Raw genomic sequence first — 22,314 nt, 5'->3', positions numbered from 1 at the left:
ACGCATCGAGACTCCGGGCGGAGAACCCGGCAGCGCCTGACTCCGCATCGAATCGTCATCGCCCCCGATGAGACGAGACGAGTCGACTGCTGCCGGTCTTGTCAGGTCGACAGATCGGCGTGCGAGGCGAGTCGACGGATCGGCACCCCCTTTCCGGGCGGCGACTCGAATCGGGCGTCATGTCAGAGAGGTGAGTTCTCATCATGCCGAGGCCCCCGCGTTCCCAGGCGTCACTGGTCGGCGAGTTCTCGTGGACGGCCGTGGCTGCCTGCTGAAGCAGCAGGCCGATCCGGCGGGCGGCTCCCTCCCCGAGCCGCCCGCCGTGCCTTCTCCCTCCCGCGCGTCAGTGGCCGACGTGATCCGGGTCGTCATCGTGGACGACGACGCGCTCGTCCGAGCGGGACTCGTCGATGATGCTCGGCGCGGGACGACATCGCGGTGGTCGGGCAGGCCGCCGACGGGCGTGCCGGACTCGACGTGATCCGACGGGGAGCAGCCCGTCGCCTGATGGACATCCGGATGCCCAGGATGGACGGGCTCGCCGCGACCGAGGCTCTGCGTGCGGCCGTCCCGAGCCCGCGATCATGTTGACCACCCTCGACACCGACGACCACGTCGTGCGGGCGCTGCGGCTCGGTGCCGACGGCCTCCTGCTCGAGGACACGCCTCCGCTCCGCATCCTGGAGTCGATCCGTCGGGTCGCGGAAGGGGAGACGATGCTCTCGCCCGCCGTCATCGACAGCTCATCGGCCGCGTCGTCCGGGGCCGGGAGGCGGCGGGCCAGGAGTCTGCCGGCCACCAGTCCGCGGGCCACGACTCGGAGGGCCCGGGCCCGACGAACTGGGGTTCGAGAGGTGGGGATTCGACGAATCCCGATCCTCTGGAGACCGCCGCCGTTCCCTGCCGACGCGGCCGGGCCGAGCGGGCGCGCGGCGCCGGCCGTGCTGACGCAGCGGGAACGCGAGGTCGCCGAGGCCGTCGGCGCGGGGCGATCGAACGCCGAGATCAGCGCCGAGCCGTACGTCACCGTCGCCACGGTCAAGGCCTACGTCTCCCGTGTGCCGGCCAAGCTGGAGCGCGCCGATCGGGTGAGGTGGCGATCCTGGTGCACGAGGCACGCGCGGCCGCGAGGTAGACCGCAGTGTCGTTCGCGCGACCCGCGGTGAACGCACATTGCGCCGGGCGGCGGTTGCCTCCCCCGCGGGTCTGTACGTGATCGTGGTCACACGGAACTGTGTCCGCCGCACCGGCGACGAGGGGACGCGAGATGCGTATCGGAGTCGGCCTGCTCGGCCTCGCCCTGCTCGTCGGGTCGACGGCCGGACCTGCCGTCGCCGCCGGACCGATCGCAGCGGACCCGGTCGTCGCGCGGGACGCCGCGTGGGAACACGTGGTGAGCGACTCCTTCGGCAGCTACGCCGCGTTGGAGTCCGAATGGAACTACGGCTACCCGTGGGGATCGGATCACAACGGCACCGCGCGGATGTACGGCAGCCCGACCGACCACGGACACGTGTGGCTCGACGGCGGCGTGCTGAACCTCAAGGCGACCCGTATCGACTGGGACGAGGGCAACAGCGGCGCCGATCCGTTCCTGCCGATCCGCTATCACTCCGGCGCGGTGCACGCCAAGGACCACATCGTCGTCAACGATCGGGACCCGACCTATGAGGTGCGTGGCGAGTTCCAGGCCCCATCCACCAGGGGGACCTGGCCGGCGTTCTGGCTGACCGGCGTGAACAGCCGGCCGCCGGAGAGCGACATCCTCGAGTTCAAGGGCGACTCCCGGAACTGGTTCAACACCTTCCGCAGCCCGACCGACGTCTCCACGACCATCGTCGACGTCGCCGAGCCGGGCAGCTGGCACGAGTATCGGGCCTGGATCGCCAAGGTCGATGACACCGACGTCGACATCCACTACTACCTGGACGGCAGGTGGGTCGCCCAGCACCGCGCGGCGGACTTCGTGAACCAGTCGCTCTGGGTGATCACCAACCATCCAGATGGAGGGTTCCTCGGGTTCGCCCGGCCCCGACGGCGACACCCACTATCGCGCCCGCGACGTCTACATCGGCCGGAGCACCGCCTGAGCGTGGGCGGGCCCTCGCGCTCGGTCGGGGGTCGAGGGCCCGCCGCCCGACGGCTCGGGCCGACGTCGTCGATGCCCGTGTCCGCCACGGCGCCCCGCGGACGTCGACCGGACCGGCGGACTCGGACGAGGGGAACGCGGATGACCGTGCTGTGCGGGGACACCCGGCGGAACCGAGCACGTCGCCACCGGGACGGCCGGACGCGTCGGCAGGAAGCAGGCAGGCACGGCGGGCGGCGAATGACGGACGTACGCCGCGGGCGGTCCGGCGGGCCGCTCCGATGTCCGGACGACGGACGGCATCCCGGTAGGCCGATCGGATGATCGAGTCGCCGTCCGCCACGCGGGCCCGACGGCCCCGTCCGGTCGAGTCTCCTCGGCGGCGGACGCGATCGGGCCCCGGTGTACGGCTCGGCGACGCGCCCGGCGCTCAGTCCTGCTCCTCCTCCTCGTCTCCGGACCGCGACCGGGTCACCCGCAGCTCGCCGACCGCCTCGCGGAGGGACTGCTGCGCGCCGCTGCTCAGCTGATCGTCGGTGATGAGGACGTCGGCCTGGTCCAACCGGGCGATGGTGCTGATCCCGATGGTGCCCCACTTCGTGTGATCGGCGAGCACGACGAGCCTGCGGCCCGCGGCGATCAACGCGCGATCGGTGTCGGCCTCCAGCAGGTTCGGGGTGGTGAAGCCCGCCTGTGAGTCCATGCCGTGGACCCCGAGGAACACGATGTCCAGGTGCAGCATCTGGAGGGTCGAGACGGCGACGGGCCCGACCAGGGCGTCGGAGGGAGTGCGCACGCCGCCGGTGAGCACGACGTTGGGCGCGGTGGGGCCGGAGCCGTGCAGCACGCCCGCGATGCGCATCGAGTTCGTGACCACCGTGAGATCGGGGATCTCCCACAGCAGCCGGGCCAGCGTCCAGGTCGTCGTCCCGGCGGACAGGCCGATGGCGGAACCGGGGCTGATCAGTGCGGCCGCCTCGGCCGCGATGGCCTGCTTCTCGGACGTCTGCTGCACCCATTTCGCCTCGAAGCCCGGCTCCTCGGTGCTGGGCGCGCGGCGGACCGTCGCGCCGCCGTGCACCTTGTCCAGTCGGTGATGCGCGGCGAGGATGTCGAGGTCGCGCCGGATCGTCATGTCCGAGACGTTGAGCAGCTGCGACAGCTCGCTCACCCGTACCGCGCCGCGTCGCTGAACCTCTTCGAGAATGTGTGCCTGCCTCTCGGCTGCGAGCACGGCGTGTCCTCTTTCGCTCGGGGCGCCGAGTCGGATGCCTCCACTCGGCGTGTCATCAGTCAAGCACGTCGATGGGCATTCTTGATCGAGACTGTGTGTTTGTCGCCCCCTTCTCTGCACCGTCCTGTTGAAATCTGATCGAACCTGGTGGTGATCGTTGACATCCGATCGTCATCTGTGTGAAATGGATCACGCGCCCGAGTGTGCTGGGCGTGAAATCGACGTCCCAACGTCACCACGCCGGACCTGCACCGGCATGGCGACCGGTTTAGAAGGGTGTTCGACCTTGACTCCTCCTGGATCGTCGAAACGACGGCACAGACGACGTGGCTCCGTTTCCGCCGGTGCACTGTTCCTTTCCGCGCTGCTGGCGACGGCGGTGGTGTCTCCCGTCGCGTCGGCTCAGAATTCCGAGGACTGGCAGATGGGCGAGCCGAGACTGCCCACGCCCTGGACCGCCGAGGTCTCGCCGGACAACGCGCTGCCGGAGTATCCGAGACCACAGCTCACCAGGAAGAACTGGGAGAACCTCAACGGCGTCTGGGAGTACGCCGCCGCCTCCGAAGGCGAGGCGCCGCCCTTCGGTGAGACGCTCGACGAGCGGATCCTCGTGCCTTATCCGCCCGAATCGGTCCTCTCCGGCATCGAACGGCACGACGATCGCATGTGGTACCGGCGGACGTTCGAGGTGCCACGCGGTTGGCGGGTCGGCTCGGCGAACGCCTTGAAGCTCCACTTCGGAGCCGTCGACTACGACGCCGTCGTCTACGTCAACGGTCAGGAGGTGGCCTCCCACCGAGGCGGCTACGGCGCGTTCTCCGCCGACGTCACCGACGCGCTGACGGGTCGAGGCCCGCAGGAGATCGTCGTCGGCGTCGAAGACCTCGTCGACGCCACCTGGCAGCCGGTCGGCAAACAGCGGCTGGTGCCCGACGAGGGCATCTTCTACGAGGGCGCCTCGGGAATCTGGCAGACGGTGTGGATCGAACCGGTGCCGACAGGCCACGTCGAGACGCTCGACATGGTTCCCGACCTGGACGCCGAGACCCTGAACCTGACCGTCCGCACCGGCGGCGACGCGGAGGGACTGAACGTCGAGGCGATCGTCAAGGACGGCCGCCGCACGGTGAGCCGCACCCGCGGTGCCGCGGACGAGCCCCTCGCGCTGCCCGTCCCGAACACCAAGACATGGTCGCCGGACTCGCCGTTCCTCTACGACCTGGAGGTCGTGCTCCAAGACGGCAGACGACCGGTCGACCGGGTGAACTCGTACTTCGGCATGCGTGAGATCGGCATGACCGAGGGCGAGGACGGCCGCCTTCGGATGACGCTCAACGGCGAGATCCTCTTCCACATGTCCACGCTGGACCAGGGATACTGGCCGGACGGCATCTACACCGCGCCGACCGACGAGGCGCTGGCCTTCGACCTCGAGCAGCACAAGGTGCTCGGCTTCAACACGGTTCGCAAGCACATCAAGACCGAGCCGGACCGCTGGTACTACCACGCCGACCGGCTCGGCCTGCTGGTCTGGCAGGACATGCCGTCGATGCGGACCGGCGGCAGGCCGCCCGCCGAGGCGGGCGAGCAGTTCGAGGCCGAGCTGCGCGAACTGGTCGAGCAGAAGAAGAACTGGACCTCGATCATCGGCTGGGTGCCGTTCAACGAGGGCTGGGGCGAGTGGTCGCAGGAGGCCACCGGCCGCATCGCCGAGGACGTCAAGGCACAGGACCCGACTCGGCTCGTCAACGCGCACAGCGGCGTGAACTGCTGTGCCTCGCTCGGCGACTCCGGCAAGGGCGACGTCATCGACTGGCACGCCTACGTCGGACCGGCCCTGCCTGCCCCGGACGCGACGCGGGTGTCGATGGACGGCGAGCACGGCGGCTTCGGGCTCGAGGTCGAGGGCCACATGTGGTTCGGCAAGGGGCACGCCTACGAGATGACGCCGGACTCCGAGACGCTGACCCGACGCTACGTCGAGAATCAGCAGGACGTCCTGGAGGGCGCGGCGAGCTGCGCGATCAGCGGGGCGATCTACACGCAGATCACCGACGTCGAACACGAGGTCAACGGCTTCTTCACCTATGACCGGCAGGTGGAGAAGATGGACTTCGCCCAGGTGCGGGAGATCAACGAGGCGATCATCCGCTCGGCGGACGGCACCGGAGTCGGCGGCCCTGACCCCGACCCGGGCACGCCGGGCATCGACGGGGTCCACGCCTACAAGTTCGACGAGGGCAGCGGCGTCACGGCGGCCGACGCGGTGGGCGACGCCCACGCGACGCTCACCGGAGCGGCGTGGACCGAGGGCGTCGAGGGCGGTGCCGTCGCGTTCGACGGCGCGGGCCAGGCCGACACCGGTGCCCCGCTGGTCGACACGGCGGGCGACTACAGCGTCTCGGCGTGGGCGAAGCTCAACGAGGCGGGCGACGGCTTCCAGACGGTGGTCAGTCAGGACACCGGTCGGGAGAGCGCGTTCTTCCTCCAGTACTCCGGGCAGGACCAGCGTTGGGCGATGAGCTTCATCGGTCTGCGTGCCCTGTCTCCGGAGAAGCCGGAGCCGAATCGCTGGTATCACCTGACCGGCGTCCGGGACGCCCAGGCAGGCACCCTCGCCCTGTACGTCGACGGTGAGAAGGTGGACAGCAAGAGTGCGTGCTCGGCGGCGGAGTCCACCGGCAACACGATGATCGGACGCGGCCAGTACGGCGGCGAGCCGGTCGATCATCTGCGTGGTGCCGTCGACGACGTGCGTCTCTTCGACCGGGCGCTGTCGGACGCGGAGGTCGCCGAGCTGGCCGCCGTACACAGGCACTGACCGGCAGACGCACCGCGCCTCGGGCGGGGGCCGTTCCTCGGCTCCCGCCCGAGGCAGGTCTGCTCAGTCGAGAACGGGCCGCCGCGCATCACGTCGCACTCCGGTGGCCGTCGCCTTCCGCGAGCACACCGGCTCGAACCCGGTCGGCCGGTCCGTCTCGCCGCGACCCGCGCCGCGGCAGTTCGTCCACATGTAGGGGCCGCGCGCCCGCCGAGATTCGCGCCGCCGCGATTCGCGGGATTCGGATTCGCGTGGCCGTGCCGCGTGCGGTCCGGTTCGTGCCGACGGATGTTGGTTCAGCCGGCAGTCTGTCCAGCCGGCGACCGTCTTCGTCGGAGTCCGGCGGCGAGGAAAGGGACTGCGCGATAGCGACGATTCTCCCACTCCAGTCCGAATCGGACTTTCGGCGATCGGTCATCAAAAAGACCGACACTCGGCCACACCGGTCCGTCGGTTACGACGGATGTCCGCTGAGCTTAGGCCGAATGTCTGAGTCATCCGACTCATTGCGCACCAACGGGGTCGTATCACGCAGCCGTTGTTGTTTCGTGTCAAAGAATTCTTGCAGGAACATGTTCGATCATGTTTGATCGTTGGGGGAAATCGTGTGATTGGCATCACCGATGGACACGACGTGGTGGCCCCCGGCAACAAGGAGTTCGGCATGACACGCACAGGAGTTCCTCGGTCGCGACGGCTGTTCGCGGCGGTCGCGGCGGCGGGGATCGTGTTGACGGGCTGCACCAACACCGGGGAGGAGGACGCACCGTCCTCGGCCCCGGCGGACGGTGGCGACGGTCAGGTCGTCCGCGAGACCGAGGACACGGGCGAGGGCTGCACGCTGGAGGAGTACGGCGCCGAGCCGCTCGACCTGGAAGGCGCCGTGGTCGGCTTCTCCCAGTCCGAGCCCGACACGGCCGCGTTCCGCGCCGCCGAGACCGCCTCGATCCGGGCGGCGGCCGACGAGGTCGGGGTCGGCGAGCTGCTGGTCACCAACGCCGACAACGAGCTGCCCAAGCAGATCGCCGACATCCAGGATCTGCTCAACAGGGGTGTCGAGCTGTTGCTGGTGGCACCGGTCAACTCCGACGGGCTCGACCCGGCCCTGGATGCGGCCAGGGAGGCAGGCGTCCCGGTCATCACGATCGACCGCAAGGTGACCAACACTCCCTGCGAGGACTACGTCACCTTCCTCGGCTCCGACTTCTACGACCAGGGCGCCCGCGCGGCCGACGCGATGAGCGAGGCCACGGGCGGCGAGGCACAGGTCGCGATCCTGTTGGGCTCCTCGGGCAACAACGTCACCGACGACCGCAACGCCGGTTTCAAGGATCAGGTCGAGGCCGAGCATCCCGGCCTGGAGATCGTCGCCGAGCAGCCCGCCAACTTCGCGCGCGACGAGGGACAGGCCGTGGCCGAGCAGCTGTTGCAGTCCAACCCGGACATCACCGCGATCTACGCGCACAACGACGAGATGGCGCTCGGCGCCGTCACCGCCGTGCAGTCGGCGGGACTCCAGCCCGGTGTCGACGTCAAGATCGTGTCCATCGACGGCACTCGCAACGCGGTGGAGGCCATCGTGGACGGTCAGATCAACGCGGTGATCGAGTCCAACCCGCGCTTCGGCCCGCTGGCCTTCGAGACCGCGCAGCGGTTCTACGACGGCGAGACGATCCCGGAGGACGTCATCATCGAGGACGACATGTACGACAGCGAGAACGCCGAGGCGAACCTCGGCAACGCCTTCTGACGTCGTCCGCTCCTCGTCACCCCGCCGGCGCGGTCTCGGATCGAGACCGCGCCGACGACGGCCCACCTGAGGAAGGACGTCGTCGTGATCAGTTCCACCGGCACCGATTCGCCCGAGTCGCCCTCGGCGGCCGCCATCCTGGAGACCGAGGGCGTCACCAAGTCCTTCGGCGGCGTGCAGGCGCTCCGCGGCGTGGACTTCCAGCTCGGCGCGGGCGAGATCCACGCGCTGGTCGGCGAGAACGGCGCAGGCAAGTCCACTCTGATCAAGGTGCTGACGGGCGTGCACCCGCCGGACGACGGGGAGGTCCGCTTCGCGGGTGACCGCGTCGACTTCCACCGGCCCGCCGACGCGCAGCGCGCCGGGATCTCCACCATCTATCAAGAGGTCAACCTGGTGCCGCTGCTGTCGGTGGCGCGCAACATCTTCCTGGGTCGCGAACCCAGGACTCGACTCGGCCTCGTCGACGTCGCGCGGATGAACCGGGAGGCCGCCACGCTCGTCGAGTCACTCGGCGTCGGCGTCGACGTCCGGGCCGACCTGGGCCGCCTCGGCTTGGGCGTCCAGCAGATGGTCGCGCTGGCGCGGGCCGTGTCGGTCTCCGCCCGCGTGGTGATCATGGACGAGCCGACGTCGTCGCTGGAGGCCAGGGAGGTCGCCACCCTGTTCGGCGTCGCACGGACCCTGCGCGACGCCGGTGTGGGCCTGGTCTTCGTCTCGCACCGGCTCGACGAACTCTGGGAGCTGTGCGACCGAGTGACGATCCTGCGCGACGGCAGGCAGGTGCACACCGGCCGGATGGCCGACCTCGGCAGGCTCGCCCTGATCTCGCACATGCTGGGTCGTGACCTGGACGACGTGCGGCGCACCGGGGCGACCGACTTCGGCGAGACGCGTCGGCAGGATCGGGAGCCGGTGCTCACCGCCGCTGGCCTGGACGTCGGAGGCAGACTGCACGGCGTCGGCCTGGCCGTCCGCCCCGGCGAGGTCGTCGGCCTGGGCGGCCTCCTCGGCTCCGGCCGCACCGAGACGGTGCAGACCGTCTACGGGGCGCTGCCGCGTGAGGCGGGCACCGTCCGAGTCGACGGCACCGAGGTACGGGCGAACTCCGTCGGCCACGCCCTCCGGTCGGGCATCGCCCTGCTGTCGGAGGACCGCAAGGCGGAGGGCATCATCCCGGAGCTCTCGGTCCGGGAGAACATCGCGCTCGCCGTCCTGCCCCGGCTCTCCCGCTGGGGACTCGTGTCGGAGTCGAAGGTCGACGCGCTGGTGGCGACCTTCATGGCGCGGCTGCGCATCAAGGCGTCGAGCCCGGCCCAGCCGGTGCGGGAACTGTCCGGCGGCAACCAGCAGAAGGTGCTGATCGCTCGGTGGCTGTGCACGGAGCCGAAGGTGTTCCTACTCGACGAGCCCACCAGAGGAATCGACGTCGGCGCCAAGAGCGAGGTGCAGTCGCTCATCGACGAGCTGGCCGAGCAAGGCCTGGCGGTCGTGCTGGTCTCCAGCGAGATGGAGGAGCTGGTGGAGGGCGCCGATCGGATCGTCGTGCTGCACGACGGCGGCGTGGTCCGAGAACTGACGGGGGAGCAGCGCACGACCGCCGCACTGCTCGCGGCGCTGGCCCATGATCCGCAGGCCGCGGCCGAGAAGAAGAAGGAGGACGCCGGTGACTGACTCCACCCAGGCGGGTCGGCGGCCGTCCGCCGCACCCGGGCACGCCGGCGGGCAGCGGTCGACCGGCGGCGATCCGGCGGTCACCGCCGAGGTGCCCGGCGACGCACCCGGCGATCCCGCGAGCGGCTCGGCAGGCGATGCCCGCGGCGGCTCAACCGTCGTGGACGGCGCGCCTCGGCCACGTCGCCCGCGTCCCCGCCTCGACGCCGACTGGGTCCGGCGCAACGGCGTCTTCGTCGCGCTGGCCCTGCTGATCCTGGTCAACGTCGTGATCACGCCGAACTTCGTCAGCGAGGGGACACTGCGGCTACAGCTGATCCAGGTCGCACCGGTGCTGATCGTGGCGCTGGGGATGGCCCTGGTCATCGGCACCCAGGGCATCGACCTCTCGGTGGGCGCGGTGATGGCGCTGGCCGCGGCATTGATCCCGTTGTACATCGGCTACGGGGCGGCGATCGCGATCCTGATCGCCGTGCTCGCGGGCTGCGTCTCCGGAGCGCTGGCAGGCTCACTGATCGCCAGGATCGGCGTCCAGCCGATCGTCGCGACGCTCGGCCTGATGGTCGCGGGCCGCGGCGTCGCGAACCTCATCGGCGGCGAGATCAAGAGCATTCGCGAGCCGGGCATCGTCCTGCTGGGCTCCGGCAGTCTCCTGGGCATCCCCTACGTGGTCCTCATCGCCGCCGCGGTGTCCGTCGTCGTGTGGTTCGCGGTCCGCCGCACGCTGTACGGCCGCAGGCTCGTCGCCGTCGGCGGCAACCAGCGCGCCGCCGAGCTGGCGGGCCTGCCGGTGAAGCGGGTGCTGATCACGACGTACGTCGTCTGCGGGCTGCTGGCGGCGCTGGCGGGCGTGCTGCTCGCGGCACGTTCCCAGGCCAGCGATCCCACCAGGCTCGGGCTGCTCGTCGAGTTGTCGGCCATCACGGCGGTGGTGATCGGCGGAACCCCGCTGTCCGGTGGTCAGGTGCGGGTCGCGGGCACCATCGCGGGCGCGCTGCTCATGCAGCTCATCACGGCGACGTTGATCTTCCACAACATCCCGGACTCCACCGCGCAGGTGGTGCAGGCCGTCATCGTGATCGCCGCCGTCTACGTGCAACTCGGTCGCCGGAGATCGGGCAGGCCGGGACGATCGGGAAGAAAGGCGTCGCCATGACCAGCTCCGCCGCCCCGACCTCGCCGCGGGCGAACCAGGGCGTCCCGAGCACCCGGGCGCGGCTGGCCCGTCTGGCCCAGCGGCAGGGCGCGTTGGTGATCCTCGTCGTCGCGGTCCTCGCCGCCACGCTCGCCTTCGACTCCTTCGGCACGCCGGGCAACCTGACGAACATCGGGCTGCAGGCCTCGTTCCTCGCCGTCGTGGCGCTCGGCATGACCTTCGTGATCATGACCGGCGGCATCGATCTGTCGGTGGGATCGGTCTTCGCCCTCGGCGGCGTGCTGGCCGCCTGGGCGGCGCAGTACGGAACCTGGGCGGCGCTGCTGGTGCCCCTGCTGGTGTGCGGGGCGATCGGCCTGGTCCAGGGGTTGATCATCGCCAGGGGAGGACTGCCGCCGTTCATCGTCACCCTGGCCGGGCTGTTGTTCGCGCGCGGCGTGCTGCTGCTCATCAGCGACGAGGGCGCCACGACCTACAAGGTGCCCGCCGAGTCCGCGTTCCGCGCGCTGGCGCAGGGCTCGCTGTTCGGCATCGGCCTCCCGATCTGGCTGATGATCGTCGCGTTCGCCGTCGGCGGCATCGTCCTGCACCGGACGTCCTATGGCGCGACCGTGCTGGCCATCGGCGGTCAGGAGGACGCCGCCGACCTGATGGGTCTGCCGGTGGCCCGCACCAAGGTCATCGCGTATGTCACCTCCGGGCTGCTCGCCGGCTTCGGCGGGACGCTGATGGCCTCCTACACCTCCTCGGGGGTGACGGTGCTCGGCGTCGGGATGGAACTGGAGGCGATCGCGGCCGTCGTCCTGGGCGGCACGCTGCTCACCGGCGGCGCGGGCACGGTGCTGGGGACCCTGGTCGGCGTGCTGCTGCTTCAGGTGATCATGAACGTCATCAACCAGGTGGGCTCGCTGAACTCGAACTGGCAGGCCGTCGTCAGCGGCACGATCCTGCTCATCGTGGTGACCGTCCAGCAGTGGCTGGCCAAGGTGCAACGTCGGTAGGCCCCCGGCACGATCAGCGCACGTCGCTCGTGGAGCGCGGTGCGATGGGGAACCCGGTTCCCCCATCGCCGTCCCGGCCGCGCACCACCGTCGGCCCGGGACGGCCCGATCACCCACGTCCACCCCGGACAGGACCCGCCCGGCCGGGATGCCCGGAATCGGCGACCGCGCCGCTCGGGAGAGGAAGCCCCGGGCGGCCCCCGCCCGGCGGGAGAGAACGCGCTTGACAGTGCTTCGTCGCGCGTGTCTGCTCAGCGCCATGCAGGAGGACGACGCCCCTCGTTCGACGGCCGAGGCGCGTCGCGGCACGGTGGTGCGCGAGGCCGTGTCGGTCTTCGCCGCGACCGGTTATCACGCCACCCCCGTCGGGGAGGCGGCCGCCGCCGCGGGGATCTCCCAGGCCTATGTCTTCCGTCAGTTCGACGGCAAGCTCGGTCTGTTCGTCGCCGCGTTGGAGCGCTGCCATGAACTGGTCCGCGCCGCGCTGCGCTCGGGAGCCGAGACGGTGTCCGACGGCACGCCCGCCGAGATCCTGGACGGCATGTGCGCGGCCTACGCGGAGCTGATCGCCGATCGTGACCTGCTGATGCTGCAGGTGCACGCGCAGAGCGCGGCCGACATCCCGGAGATCCGCGCGGCGATCCGACGTGGTCACGCCTCGGTGGTCCTGCTGGCGGGCGAACTCTCCGGCGGGACGCCGGAGCGGGTGCGGCACCTCCTGGCGAGGAGCCGACTCTGTCATCTGATCGCCGCGGCCGGGTTCGACACGGCGGACGAGCCGCGGGCCCGCGTCCCGACCGAGGGGCTGTGCCACGGTCTCCCCCGGGTGAAGGCGGACGGCCCGCGCCCGGGATGACCCCGGACGGACCGTAGGAGCCGCTCGATTCGCCGCCGCGCGGGCGGCCTTCTTCGGCGTGAAGAAGTGACTGACTGCTCACACTCGTCGGCGGGAATGCCCGACACGCCGCACCGCCCGCTCCCGTCTCCGAGAGGACCACCGTCGATGACACCTCACCGCGACGCCGAGGCCGACGCCGTCGTCCTGGCACGGCGCCGCATCGTCATCCGGGCGCCGCTGACGACGATCTGGCGGCTGCACACCGACGTAGCACGCTGGCAGGACTGGCATCCCGAGCTCGGCACGGTCAGCGGCGCGCCGCTGCTCGTCGAGGGCGCCTCCTTCGGCCTGCGCCCGCAGGGTCTGGACATCGCCTCCACCGTCCTCGACGTCAAGCCCATGCGACAGACCCGGTGGACCGGACACGTCGACGGCATCACCGGGACACACCTGTGGGTGTTCCGGTCCCATGAGCGCGGCGTGCTGGTCGACACGCTGGTGTCCTGGGGCGGCGACCCGGTGCGAGCCGACGTCGAGGGCATGCAGGAGCTGCTCGACGCCTCGCTGCTGACCTGGCTCAATCGACTCAAGGCCGCCGCCGAGGACTGTCCGCTGGACCCCGTGTGACCGATGCCCGTCAGCTCTGGGCGCGCAGCTGCGTGGCCAGCCGCTCCCGCAGCTCCGGGTAGTCCCCGAGGCCCTCTCGGATCGCGTACTCGGGCATCGAGGGAGAGAACGCCGCCGTGTCGGCGGTCTCCCAGTCCAGCGGGCCCAGCGGCGGCTCCGGGTCGTACTCGATGACGAGCTGGACCCGGCGGGCCGCGTCCTCCCCTGCGAGCGTCGACACCAGGTGCAGGGCCATGTCGATGCCCGCGGCGACCCCGGCGGCGGTGACCACGGGGCCGTCCGTCACCCAGCGGCGGCGTACCGGGGTCGCGCCGAAGGCGGCCAGCAACGGCAGGAACGCCCAGTGGCTCGTCGCCTCTCGGCCCGTGAGCAGGCCCGCCGCCCCGAGGACCAGCGACCCGGTGCACACCGAGCCCATCAGCCGCGCGCCGGGCGCGGTGTCCCGCAGATACTCCTGAAGTCGCTCGTCGGTCATCGCCCGCATGGTCGGCGCCATCCCGCCGGGCACGATCACCGCGAAGGGGTCGGGGACCTCGTCGAAGGCGCGGTCGGCGCAGATTTGCAACGGGGTGTCGGTCGGCATCGGATCGGTGTGCTCGCCGACCACGGCGATCTCGAATCGCGGGTCCAACGCCGACAACCCGCCCAACACCTGAAGCGGACCGACCATGTCCAACGGGGTCAGTCCCGGATACACGACCATGGCGATGGTGCGCTGTTGTTCACTCATGAACGACACGCTGCCGTCGCGGGACGTACCGCCGCCATGCCGATGTCCGAGATCCTGCGAAGCCGGTCTGATTTCCGGGGCGGAGGATGCCGGAACGGCGGGCCTCGCATGAGGCGGCGACCGCCTCCGCGGGAATCGATGCGGGCCACGCCGTTCCGTCGCGCTCGGCTGTCGCCGTCGCCGAGCTCGCCGCTGCCGCCGGTGATCGGGAGCCCGCGAGGCGCCGCCCGCACGTGGCTCGCGACCGGGCGCCTGCCGGGCATCGGCCGGGCGTCGACGTCCGGTCTCAGCGGTCTCAGCGGGCTCGATCAGCCGCCGTCGGCCGTGCGCGGGCATGTGATGCCCGGCCGCGATGTCGGATCGCCGTCGTCGGCCCGGTGCTGTCGGATCGCCGTCGTCGGCCCGGCGGCGGTCTACGAGTCCACAGCACGCGGTCGGCTGGGTCCGGCCGACTAGACTCACCGCGTGTCCGAGACGCCGCGCCGGGTCGTGATCGTCGGTTTCCCCGACGCGACCCTGCTGGACCTCGCCTCCCCGGCCGACGTGCTCGACGCCGTGAACCACCTCGGGATCGAGCCCGGCTACCAGGTCACCACGGCCAGCCTCGGCGGTCGGGAGTTCCGCACCACCTGCGGGATCGTCGTGTCCGCCCGGTACCCGCTGGAGCGGGTGGCGGGGCCGGTGGACACGCTGATCGTCGCGGGCGGCCACGGGCATCGCGCCGCGGCCGAGGATGTGCGCGTCACCGACCAGATCCGCCGCATCGCGGCGATGAGCAGGCGCGTCGCCTCGGTGTGCACCGGGGCCAGCGTGCTCGCGGGCGCGGGCCTGCTGGACGGCCGCCGGGCGACCACGCACTGGATCTTCCTCGACGAGATCGCCCGTCGGTACCCGGCGGTGTCCTTCGATCCGGCGCCGCTCTTCGTCCGGGACGGCAACGTCTACACCTCGGCCGGGGTCACCAGCGGGCTCGACCTGGCGCTGTCCTTCGTGGAGGACGATCACGGCTCGGCGGTGGCCCGGCAGGTCGCCAGGGGGATGGTCACCTATCTCCAGCGGCCGGGGAACCAGGCGCAGGTGAGTCTGTTCCTGTCCAGCCGGCCGCCCGACTCGGGGCCGGTCCGTGAGGCGTCGGCCTACGTGCAGACCCATCTCGACGGGGATCTACGGGTGTCGGTCCTGGCCGGACACGTCGGGATCGGCGCCCGACACCTGGCGCGGCTGTTCGCCGAGGAGCTCGACACCACGCCCACGCGGTACGTCCGATCGGTGCGGACCGAGGCGGCGGCCGTCCTGTTGAGCGACACCGCGCTGCCGCTCGGCACCATCGCCCGCCGTTGCGGCTTCGGCAGCGGGGAGACGCTGCGCCAGGCCTTCCTGGCCGCCTACGACACGACGCCGTCGGCGTATCGTCGGCTGCACCGACGGCGGACGACCCCGTTCACGGCGTCGCGCTGAGCAGGGTGCGATCGTCGACGACGGCACGGCGTCGATCTCGACCGACCGCGACCCTAGGTCCGCCGGCGTGACGGGCCGTCGAGACTCGTCCTCGCTCCGCCGCGGAGGACGGGGGGCGTGGTGGCCCGGCGGCTCGAACCCGAGGCCGAGCCCGGCACCGTCCCATCCTGGTGCGGTCCCGTCCCTATGTGGTCATCCGAGCAGGTTCTGCGAGACCACGCCTGTCGTCACCTCGTGCAATGCCGTCGTCACGTGGCCGACCACCGCCGTGGGAGTGGCGCCGCCGTGGGAGTGGCGCCGTCCTACAGCCGCCATCGTGCGGCGGGCGGCGGCTCCGTCGCCGCGGCGAGCGGACCGGTGAAGGCCTCGGCGACGTGGTGCACGGCCCATTCGTCACGTGCCAGCACCGGTTCCTTCACGCCCGGCTGCCGGAGCAGGTGGAGCCTGCCGCCGACGAACCGGATGATCTGCCCGGTGAGCGCGCCGGACAGCTCGCTGAGCAGATAGGTCACCACCGGCGCCACCTGATCGGGAGTCAACTCGGGCGGGCACGCCCGTCGGGCGGCCTCGGACCGCACCATCCGCGTGTAGGCGAGCGGGGCGACGCCGTTGACCCGGATGCCGTGTTCGGCGAGGTCCGCGGCCCAGGAGAAGGTCAGCGAGGCCAGCGCCCCCTTGGACGCGGAATAGGCCGCCGCGCCGCGCTGGCCGAGCATCGAGCCGGACACGATGTTCACGATCCGACCGCCGCCCTGCTCACGCATCGCCGCGATGGCGGCGGCTCCGCAGTACAACGGGCCGAGCACATTGATCTCGATCAGCTCTCGCATCAGATCCGGCTCGAGCTCCCATGCCGGAGCCTGATAGTTCACCGCGGCATTGTTGACCAGTCCGTCGATCGACCCGAAGTACGCGACACACCGGTCGATCAACGCCGCCGCGTCGACGGCGCGGGCCACCGAGCCGCCGTCGGCCGCCGCCGTGCCGCCCGCGGCCCTGATCTCGGCCACCACGGCATGTGCCGTCTCGACGTCGACGTCGTTCACCAGGACGGCGGCACCTCGTTCGGCGGCATGCAGCGCATACGCCCTGCCGAGTCCGCGCCCCGCTCCCGTGATCACCACTGCCCTGCCGTCCAGAAGTCCCATGCGGACAGTCTGCGTCGATGACCAGCGCCGTCGGGCCGATTGACGACGAGAGGTCATCCTGCGGCGGTGAACGGGGACGTGGTCGACGGGTCGCGGATCGCCCCGGACACCTGCTCCGCCCGGCAGACCGCGCCCGGGCCGGCACCGATCGATGCGGACCGGGGGACCATGAGCGGCGACCGCCTAGATCGGTGACCATCGGATCCCGCGGCCGTCCGCCCAGCCGGCGACGTCGCCGGCTGGGACGCCCTCTCGCAGCACGACCCTGTGGGCGTCGCCCCGTCGGTGATGGTGCGACGGATGGTGTCGACGTGACGTCGTGCCACCGGGCCGCACATCGAACCTCGACGCGGTGTCGTCGCAGCTCAGCTGGGTCGTTCCCCGTGCGGGACGAGGTCGTCGGTGTGGCACCGCGCGTGAGGTGCTCCTAGGATGACCGGTTCGAGGTGACGCCGGTCACGGTGCCCGACGCCGCCGTGTGCACGAGACGGTCAGGAGCGAGGTGACAGATCGATATGACGGGGAACAAGGCGATCGCCTATGTCGGCAAGGGTGCGGTCGAGGTGCGTGACATCGGCTATCCGAGCCTCACCCTGCAGGACGGTCCCGGCGTCAATCCGGCCAATGTGGGACGCCGCTGCGATCACGGAGTGATCCTGAAATGCGTCGCGACGAACATCTGCGGCTCGGATCAGCACATGGTGCGCGGCAGGACGACCGCGCCGGAGGGCCTGGTGCTCGGCCACGAGATCACCGGCGAGGTGGTGGAGGTCGGCCGCGATGTCGAGTTCGTCAAACAGGGCGATCTCGTCTCGGTGCCGTTCAACATCGCCTGCGGTCGATGCCGGAACTGTAAGGAGGGTCAGACGGGCATCTGTCTGAACGTGAACCCGGATCGGGCGGGCTCCGCCTACGGATACGTCGACATGGGCGGCTGGGTCGGCGGCCAGGCCGAGTACGTGATGGTGCCCTACGCCGACTGGAACGTGCTGCGCTTCCCCGATCGCGACCAGGCGATGGAGAAGATCCTGGACCTCACGATGCTGTCGGACATCTTCCCGACCGGGTTCCACGGCTGCGTCACGGCGGGGGTCGGCGTCGGGTCGACGGTCTACATCGCGGGCGCGGGCCCCGTGGGGCTGGCCGCGGCGGCCTCCGCGCAGCTGCTCGGTGCCGCGGTGGTCATCGTCGGTGATCTCAACGCGGACCGGCTTGCCCAGGCACGCAGCTTCGGGTGCGAGACCATCGACATCTCGCAGGGCGAGCCGAGGGAGCAGATCGAGCAGCTGCTGGGCGTCGCGGAGGTCGACTCGGCGGTCGACGCCGTCGGGTTCGAGGCACGCGGCCACGGCGGCGACGCGACCACCGAGAAGCCCGCGACGGTGCTCAACTCGCTGATGGACCTGACGAGGGCGGGCGGCTCCCTGGGGATCCCCGGTCTGTACGTCACCGGAGATCCCGGCGCCGAGGACGCGGCGGCACGCCAGGGCTCGCTGTCGCTGAACTTCGGACTCGGCTGGGCGAAGTCGCATTCCTTCGCCACCGGGCAGTGCCCCGTGATGCGGTATCACCGCAGGCTGATGATGGCGATCCTGCACGACCGGGTGCAGATCGCCAAGGCCGTCGACGCGCGGACGATCCCGCTGACCGAGGCGCCGCGCGGATACCAGGAGTTCGATCAGGGCGCCGCCCGCAAGTACGTGCTCGATCCGCACGGCCTGCTGCCGCAGCGGAACTGAGACCGCTCCGGCCGCGGGGAGCACCGGGACGGGGGCGGCCTCGCGGCGAGTGACGGAGCCGGGCGTCGAGGCCGCACGCGGGCCCGCCTGGAGCAGGCGGGCCCGCGCCAGTCGGGCGGACGAAGCCCCGGACATTCACCGGCGGACTCTCCGCACCGTTTCCGATCCGTTATCGCCATCCGTCCGGTCGACATATCACGCGATCGTGGATCGAACGACCGTCATCGGTCTGCCTGCTGCCGGATGACTGCGTCGTCGACGGGGCCGGCCGGACTTCCCGTTTACCGTGGAGAAGTCGAACTCCGCAGCCTGCTCACGGGTGGAAAGAGCGTGGCCTGCTATTCGCGCGGCACCCGCTCCGGTCCATTGTCACCACATCGACATCGACATCGGCCGACGTGCCGGGGTGCTCAGCTGAGCCGATCGTCCTTGGCGGCGGCCAGGAATGCGTCGAATGCGCGAGGTGCCACGGTGATCACGCCGCCTTGGCGATCCTTCGTATCACGGATGCCGACGACATCGGCCGTCTGTCCGATCTCGACGCATTGGCCGCCGTTTGCGCTGCGACTACTGGTACGCCACCGGACACTGGTCAATGGATGCACGCCGCGCCTCTTCCTCTTCAGGGAGTGAATTCCGCGACTATCCTAGCGATGAGCTGTGCCGTCTCTCGTTTGGACAGAGCCAGTCCGCGCAGCTCGTCGAACATGAATGTCAGCGCTGCGACGTCGTCACGATCCTCGATGATGTGCCCGCCCAAGGGATTCTCCGACCATCCGACATCGGGATCCTCCTGGGCGGCGAACCGGAGAAGGGTGAATCCGCCCGCCAGGCTCGGATGAGTGCCGACGCTGTTCGGAAGAACTTGAAGAATCACATTAGGAAGTCTGCTCAGCCGCCGCAGATGGTGCAGCTGCTCCGCCATGGTCGCCGGGCCGCCGATCTGACGGTACAGCGCGGACTCGCTGACCACGGCGCGCAGCTCGAGAGGCACGGGAGTCGTCAGGCGCTGCTGGCGCTCCATCCGGGCGGCGACCCGCTTCTCCACGTCGGCCGGGTCGGTGATGTGGCGGCCCGCCGAGTGGATCTCCCTGGCGTACGCCTCGGTCTGCATCAGACCGGGAACCAGCTCGATCTCGAAGTTGTGCACCTCCGAGGCGGCCTGTTCGAGACCGACATAGGGTTTGAACCACTCGGGCAGCCGATATGTCGACCACCATCCGCGTTGTGCGCCCTCTCTGCGTAGTTCTTCCAGTAGATCCCGTACTGTCTCGGGTGTCTCGTAGTAGTCGAGCAGTGCCGTCAGCTCGAACTTCTTGATGCCCGACCGCCCGGTCTCCCAGTTTCGAATCTTCCCGGCACTGCAGCCGATGTGCTCCGCGGCCTCGGCGAGGCTGCGCCGTGCACCGGCTCGGAGTTCGGTGAGCGACGTGCCGAGTCTGCGCCGCCGCGCGGTGGGTCCGAGAGACATCGCAGCCTTGCCTTCCTTCTCGGGCAGCGGATCAACGGCCCCCCACCGTACCCAAACGTCATCATCGTGTCGTCGGACTCACTCGGAAGGCTGAATTTCAATCTTGAGTTCAGGTTTTGCGAACAAGGTTCGATACCTTCCCTGCCGAGGGCGTGTCGGGTGATCCCCGTGGATCGCAGAGCGAGATCCGCGCCCGGTGAAGCGTGTGGCGACACCTCGGATCGTCGGCCCGGCCCGTGCGAGGCCGTTCGCGTGGATCGACGACAGGCTCACCCGAGAGCATTCATGGAGGAGACCATGGGAGATCAGTTCTTGAGCGGTGCGCTGGACACCGCGGGAGACCATCTGTTCCCGGTGGTGGCCGCGACCGGTATCGCGTTGCTTGCCTTCGGCGCGCTGGACTGCGCCTGGCGCTGCTGGCGCCAGACCCATCCGAGGCGCAGAAGCCCCAGCAGGCGCGACTGGGCACGGATACGTGCCGCGGAGACGCGGGTGGCGGCGAACCGATGAACGCCGAGCGCGACGCCTGGTTCGCCGAGGACACCACGTCCGAGACCGGACTGCGTCGCGACAGACACCTCGTGGCCGGCCTGCGGCCGGCGACCGGCACCGTGGTGGTCACGCTCTGCTGCCGCTCCGTGATCGTCGGTGCGGCGACCGAACCCGACACCGACGTGATCGACATCGAAGCGGCGGGCCCGGGCGGGCCCGAGCCGGGGGACGACACCTGCCGAGACACCGCGGGCGGAGCATCGGGCGCCCGACGCCGTATCGGTGCTCCGGGCTTCCGGCTGTGCTGGGAGTGCGCGGAGGTCGCCGCGGGGAGGCGTCCACCGCCGCCGAACGTCCTGGAGTTCGATCCGGTACGCCTGGTCCGGCTGCGCAGCGGACTGGTGTCGGAACAGGGGAGGCTGGTGCACGTCTGCCCGCCGCCGGACCCGGGGCCGGCCCTGTTGCGGGCGCGGTGCGGGGCCGAGCTCGCGATCGTCGACCTCGACATCCTGGACGTGATCGACGCGGCGACGGCGATGCCCTGCGGTGTCTGCCTGGCCGCGTCCCTGATGGTGATGGGTGCGGAGGGGGTGGCCGGGACGGCCGTCGGTGCCGCGGTGAGCCGCAGGCTCGGCGGCGGCCCCCGGCGTTCCTCCCGACTGCGGGCGGCAGGTCGGGGCTGCTGCGGGCGACCGCGTCTCCGAGGCGGCGCGGCCCGCCGAGACGACCGCACGCCTCCGGTGGACGATGCCTGACGGACGCCTCGCCGAGCGACACGATCCGTCGGCGCGGCACCCTCGGCCCGATGGGCGGGCCGGCGGGCGGATCAGGGATCGGTGAGACCCCCTCCGTCGAAGGACGGTCGTGCGGGCCGGACCCGGTCAGCGGGCCGGGACACGGCGAACGGGCCCACCCGCGCGGAACCGAGCGGCCTGCTCCGCTCCGCCGTCCCCGCTCCCACGTGCGCTCGACGCCCGCCGAGCGGTGCCGTGGTCCAGCCGTGACCCGGCGGCGCGGCGTGGGCCTCGGCGTGGTCGCGTCATCTCTGGCACGCTCGGCGGTACCCGGTACCCGGTGCCCGTCCGCCGTGCGTCTGTCGTCGAGGTCCGGTATATCCCGGACCATGACGGACTCGATCAGCATGTCCACCCCGTTCGCCCCGTTGCCCGCCGATGTCCCCTCCGCCGATCGGGCCGCCGTGGTCACCGGCTCGGAGTCCGGCATCGGCAGGGCGGTCGCGCTCGAACTGGCTCGCCAAGGCGTGCACGTGGGCATCACCTACCGCACCGACGAGCGGGCAGCCCGGGAACTCGCCGACGAGGTCGGCGAACTCGGGGTGCGGGCCGCGATCCGGCAGGTGGAGTTGACCGAGCTGCCCGGGGCCGCCGACGTGGTCGACGCTCTCGCCGAGGACCTCGGCGGCCTCGACATCCTGGTGAACAACGCGGGGATCACCACCGACTCGAACTTCCTCGACACCTCGTATGAGACCTGGCGCGACACGCACCGCGTCGACCTGGACGCGGTGTTCCTCTGCTCGCAGCGGGCCGCCAGACGGATGATCGCGGCGGGTCGAGGCGGTCGGATCATCACCGTCACCAGCGTGCACGAGCATCTGCCCCGCGTCGGATTCGCGGCCTACTCGGCGGCGAAGGCGGGCGCGGGCGCGCTGTGCAAGGTGATGGCCCTGGAGCTCGCCCGCCACGGGATCACCGTCAACGCCGTCGCGCCCGGCGAGATCAACACGGCGATGAACCGGCGCGAGGACGTCGATCCGCGGGAGCTGCCCCGGCCAGGTGTGCCACTGGGCAGACCCGGCGGCGTCACGGAGGTCGCGGCGCTGACGGCCTTCCTCGCCTCGCCCGCCGCGTCCTACGTCACGGGCGCCTCGATCCTCGTCGACGGGGGAGTGTCACTGATGGGCGTCGAGGCGGGGCTGTCGCTGCCCTCGGACGACTGGCGCCCCTGACCTCGGGTCGCGCCCACGTCACCCTCGGGACGCCGTTCTCGGCTGGAGGCGACCGGGTGGCCGCCGGGGGCGTCGGTGTTGTTCGGCGCAGGCGGTGTGCGGACTCACTCGACAGGG

General features: G+C 70.7%; 19 protein-coding genes. 14 read left to right on the top strand and 5 right to left on the bottom strand.

From position 1 onward, the window contains the following. The first annotated feature begins 410 nt into the window (after positions 1–410). Positions 411–1,166 carry a LuxR C-terminal-related transcriptional regulator gene (locus AHOG_RS30345; protein WP_311770145.1) on the top strand — a complete coding sequence of 252 codons (756 nt, stop codon included), beginning with the start codon at positions 411–413 and terminating at the stop codon, positions 1,164–1,166. 101 nt (positions 1,167–1,267) lie between these two features. Continuing rightward, positions 1,268–2,413: a LamG domain-containing protein gene (locus AHOG_RS16455; RefSeq protein ID WP_211290417.1), complete on the top strand. Its 1,146-nt coding sequence runs from the start codon at positions 1,268–1,270 to the stop codon at positions 2,411–2,413. Positions 2,414–2,519: 106 nt separating this feature from the next. Here the strand turns inward: AHOG_RS16455 and AHOG_RS16450 are convergent, their stop codons facing one another. Beyond that, on the bottom strand, positions 2,520–3,323 hold the full coding sequence (locus AHOG_RS16450) for a DeoR/GlpR family DNA-binding transcription regulator (RefSeq protein ID WP_093942153.1): 804 nt from the start codon (positions 3,321–3,323) through the stop codon (positions 2,520–2,522). Between the two features lie 256 nt (positions 3,324–3,579). Here AHOG_RS16450 and AHOG_RS16445 point away from each other — a divergent pair, with 256 nt between their 5' ends. The 7 genes from AHOG_RS16445 to AHOG_RS16415 all read left to right on the top strand — a co-directional run bounded on the left by AHOG_RS16445 (position 3,580) and on the right by AHOG_RS16415 (position 13,190). Continuing rightward, on the top strand, positions 3,580–6,144 hold the full coding sequence (locus AHOG_RS16445) for a LamG-like jellyroll fold domain-containing protein (protein WP_093942152.1): 2,565 nt from the start codon (positions 3,580–3,582) through the stop codon (positions 6,142–6,144). 664 nt (positions 6,145–6,808) lie between these two features. After that, a complete protein-coding gene (locus AHOG_RS16440) occupies positions 6,809–7,894 on the top strand; it encodes an ABC transporter substrate-binding protein (RefSeq protein ID WP_093944512.1) in 1,086 nt (361 codons plus the stop codon). 84 nt (positions 7,895–7,978) lie between these two features. After that, positions 7,979–9,568, top strand: coding sequence for a sugar ABC transporter ATP-binding protein (locus AHOG_RS16435; RefSeq protein WP_245856267.1), 1,590 nt, complete (start codon positions 7,979–7,981; stop codon positions 9,566–9,568). Further along, on the top strand, positions 9,561–10,724 hold the full coding sequence (locus AHOG_RS16430; protein ID WP_245856266.1) for an ABC transporter permease: 1,164 nt from the start codon (positions 9,561–9,563) through the stop codon (positions 10,722–10,724). Before AHOG_RS16435 ends, AHOG_RS16430 begins: the two co-directional genes overlap by 8 nt. Further along, positions 10,721–11,725: an ABC transporter permease gene (locus AHOG_RS16425; RefSeq protein ID WP_093942150.1), complete on the top strand. Its 1,005-nt coding sequence runs from the start codon at positions 10,721–10,723 to the stop codon at positions 11,723–11,725. Before AHOG_RS16430 ends, AHOG_RS16425 begins: the two co-directional genes overlap by 4 nt. Positions 11,726–11,954: 229 nt before the next feature. Then, the gene (locus AHOG_RS16420) at positions 11,955–12,581 is read left to right on the top strand and encodes a TetR/AcrR family transcriptional regulator (protein ID WP_245856993.1); all 627 of its coding nucleotides are present in this window, start codon (positions 11,955–11,957) and stop codon (positions 12,579–12,581) included. A gap of 147 nt (positions 12,582–12,728) precedes the next feature. Beyond that, on the top strand, positions 12,729–13,190 hold the full coding sequence (locus AHOG_RS16415) for an SRPBCC family protein (RefSeq protein ID WP_157736859.1): 462 nt from the start codon (positions 12,729–12,731) through the stop codon (positions 13,188–13,190). A gap of 10 nt (positions 13,191–13,200) precedes the next feature. Here the strand turns inward: AHOG_RS16415 and AHOG_RS16410 are convergent, their stop codons facing one another. Further along, the gene (locus tag AHOG_RS16410) at positions 13,201–13,920 is read right to left on the bottom strand and encodes a DJ-1/PfpI family protein (protein WP_093942147.1); all 720 of its coding nucleotides are present in this window, start codon (positions 13,918–13,920) and stop codon (positions 13,201–13,203) included. Positions 13,921–14,385: 465 nt separating this feature from the next. On the opposite strand from AHOG_RS16410, the gene AHOG_RS16400 reads away from it, so the two are divergent. Further along, positions 14,386–15,378 (top strand): GlxA family transcriptional regulator, encoded by a 993-nt coding sequence (locus AHOG_RS16400; protein ID WP_093942145.1) that lies wholly within the window; start codon positions 14,386–14,388, stop codon positions 15,376–15,378. A 302-nt stretch (positions 15,379–15,680) separates the two neighbouring features. Here AHOG_RS16400 and AHOG_RS16395 read toward each other — a convergent pair whose 3' ends face one another. Then, entirely contained in the window at positions 15,681–16,526 is an 846-nt protein-coding gene (locus AHOG_RS16395; protein WP_093942144.1) for an SDR family NAD(P)-dependent oxidoreductase, read from the bottom strand. Positions 16,527–17,041: 515 nt separating this feature from the next. On the opposite strand from AHOG_RS16395, the gene fdhA reads away from it, so the two are divergent. Further along, a complete protein-coding gene (fdhA, locus tag AHOG_RS16390; protein WP_093942143.1) occupies positions 17,042–18,265 on the top strand; it encodes a formaldehyde dehydrogenase, glutathione-independent in 1,224 nt (407 codons plus the stop codon). Between the two features lie 410 nt (positions 18,266–18,675). On the opposite strand, the gene AHOG_RS16385 is transcribed toward fdhA, so the two are convergent. Both AHOG_RS16385 and AHOG_RS16380 read right to left on the bottom strand, forming a co-directional pair. Further along, positions 18,676–18,870, bottom strand: a complete 195-nt coding sequence (locus AHOG_RS16385) for a DUF397 domain-containing protein (RefSeq protein WP_093942142.1) — start codon at positions 18,868–18,870, stop codon at positions 18,676–18,678. Between the two features lie 17 nt (positions 18,871–18,887). After that, positions 18,888–19,736 (bottom strand): helix-turn-helix domain-containing protein, encoded by an 849-nt coding sequence (locus AHOG_RS16380; RefSeq protein ID WP_093942141.1) that lies wholly within the window; start codon positions 19,734–19,736, stop codon positions 18,888–18,890. A gap of 297 nt (positions 19,737–20,033) precedes the next feature. Between AHOG_RS16380 and AHOG_RS16375 the strand changes: the two genes are divergently transcribed. The 3 genes from AHOG_RS16375 (at position 20,034) to AHOG_RS16365 (ending at position 22,197) form a co-directional block, all read left to right on the top strand. Then, positions 20,034–20,246, top strand: coding sequence for a hypothetical protein (locus AHOG_RS16375; RefSeq protein WP_157736858.1), 213 nt, complete (start codon positions 20,034–20,036; stop codon positions 20,244–20,246). After that, a complete protein-coding gene (locus AHOG_RS16370) occupies positions 20,243–20,983 on the top strand; it encodes a hypothetical protein (RefSeq protein WP_093942139.1) in 741 nt (246 codons plus the stop codon). Before AHOG_RS16375 ends, AHOG_RS16370 begins: the two co-directional genes overlap by 4 nt. A 368-nt stretch (positions 20,984–21,351) precedes the next feature. After that, positions 21,352–22,197: an SDR family oxidoreductase gene (locus tag AHOG_RS16365; protein ID WP_245856265.1), complete on the top strand. Its 846-nt coding sequence runs from the start codon at positions 21,352–21,354 to the stop codon at positions 22,195–22,197. Positions 22,198–22,314: the final 117 nt, after the last annotated feature.

It is taken from the genome of Actinoalloteichus hoggarensis (assembly GCF_002234535.1).
Lineage (GTDB): Bacteria > Actinomycetota > Actinomycetes > Mycobacteriales > Pseudonocardiaceae > Actinoalloteichus_A > Actinoalloteichus_A hoggarensis.
The sequence above is the reverse complement of the archived record's forward strand: the minus strand, read 5'-3'. Positions and strand labels throughout refer to the sequence as shown.

Bases quoted from the DNA above. Each gene is read 5' to 3' on its own strand.
- AHOG_RS16365 (WP_245856265.1), top strand. From the start codon at position 21,352: ATGACGGACTCGATCAGCATGTCCACCCCGTTCGCCCCGTTGCCCGCC.
- AHOG_RS16415 (WP_157736859.1), top strand. From the start codon at position 12,729: ATGACACCTCACCGCGACGCCGAGGCCGACGCCGTCGTCCTGGCACGG.
- AHOG_RS30345 (WP_311770145.1), top strand. From the start codon at position 411: ATGATGCTCGGCGCGGGACGACATCGCGGTGGTCGGGCAGGCCGCCGA.
- AHOG_RS16370 (WP_093942139.1), top strand. From the start codon at position 20,243: ATGAACGCCGAGCGCGACGCCTGGTTCGCCGAGGACACCACGTCCGAG.
- AHOG_RS16380 (WP_093942141.1), bottom strand. From the start codon at position 19,736: ATGTCTCTCGGACCCACCGCGCGGCGGCGCAGACTCGGCACGTCGCTC.
- AHOG_RS16410 (WP_093942147.1), bottom strand. From the start codon at position 13,920: ATGAGTGAACAACAGCGCACCATCGCCATGGTCGTGTATCCGGGACTG.
- AHOG_RS16425 (WP_093942150.1), top strand. From the start codon at position 10,721: ATGACCAGCTCCGCCGCCCCGACCTCGCCGCGGGCGAACCAGGGCGTC.
- AHOG_RS16455 (WP_211290417.1), top strand. From the start codon at position 1,268: ATGCGTATCGGAGTCGGCCTGCTCGGCCTCGCCCTGCTCGTCGGGTCG.
- fdhA (WP_093942143.1), top strand. From the start codon at position 17,042: ATGACGGGGAACAAGGCGATCGCCTATGTCGGCAAGGGTGCGGTCGAG.
- AHOG_RS16395 (WP_093942144.1), bottom strand. From the start codon at position 16,526: ATGGGACTTCTGGACGGCAGGGCAGTGGTGATCACGGGAGCGGGGCGC.
- AHOG_RS16445 (WP_093942152.1), top strand. From the start codon at position 3,580: ATGGCGACCGGTTTAGAAGGGTGTTCGACCTTGACTCCTCCTGGATCG.
- AHOG_RS16375 (WP_157736858.1), top strand. From the start codon at position 20,034: ATGGGAGATCAGTTCTTGAGCGGTGCGCTGGACACCGCGGGAGACCAT.
- AHOG_RS16440 (WP_093944512.1), top strand. From the start codon at position 6,809: ATGACACGCACAGGAGTTCCTCGGTCGCGACGGCTGTTCGCGGCGGTC.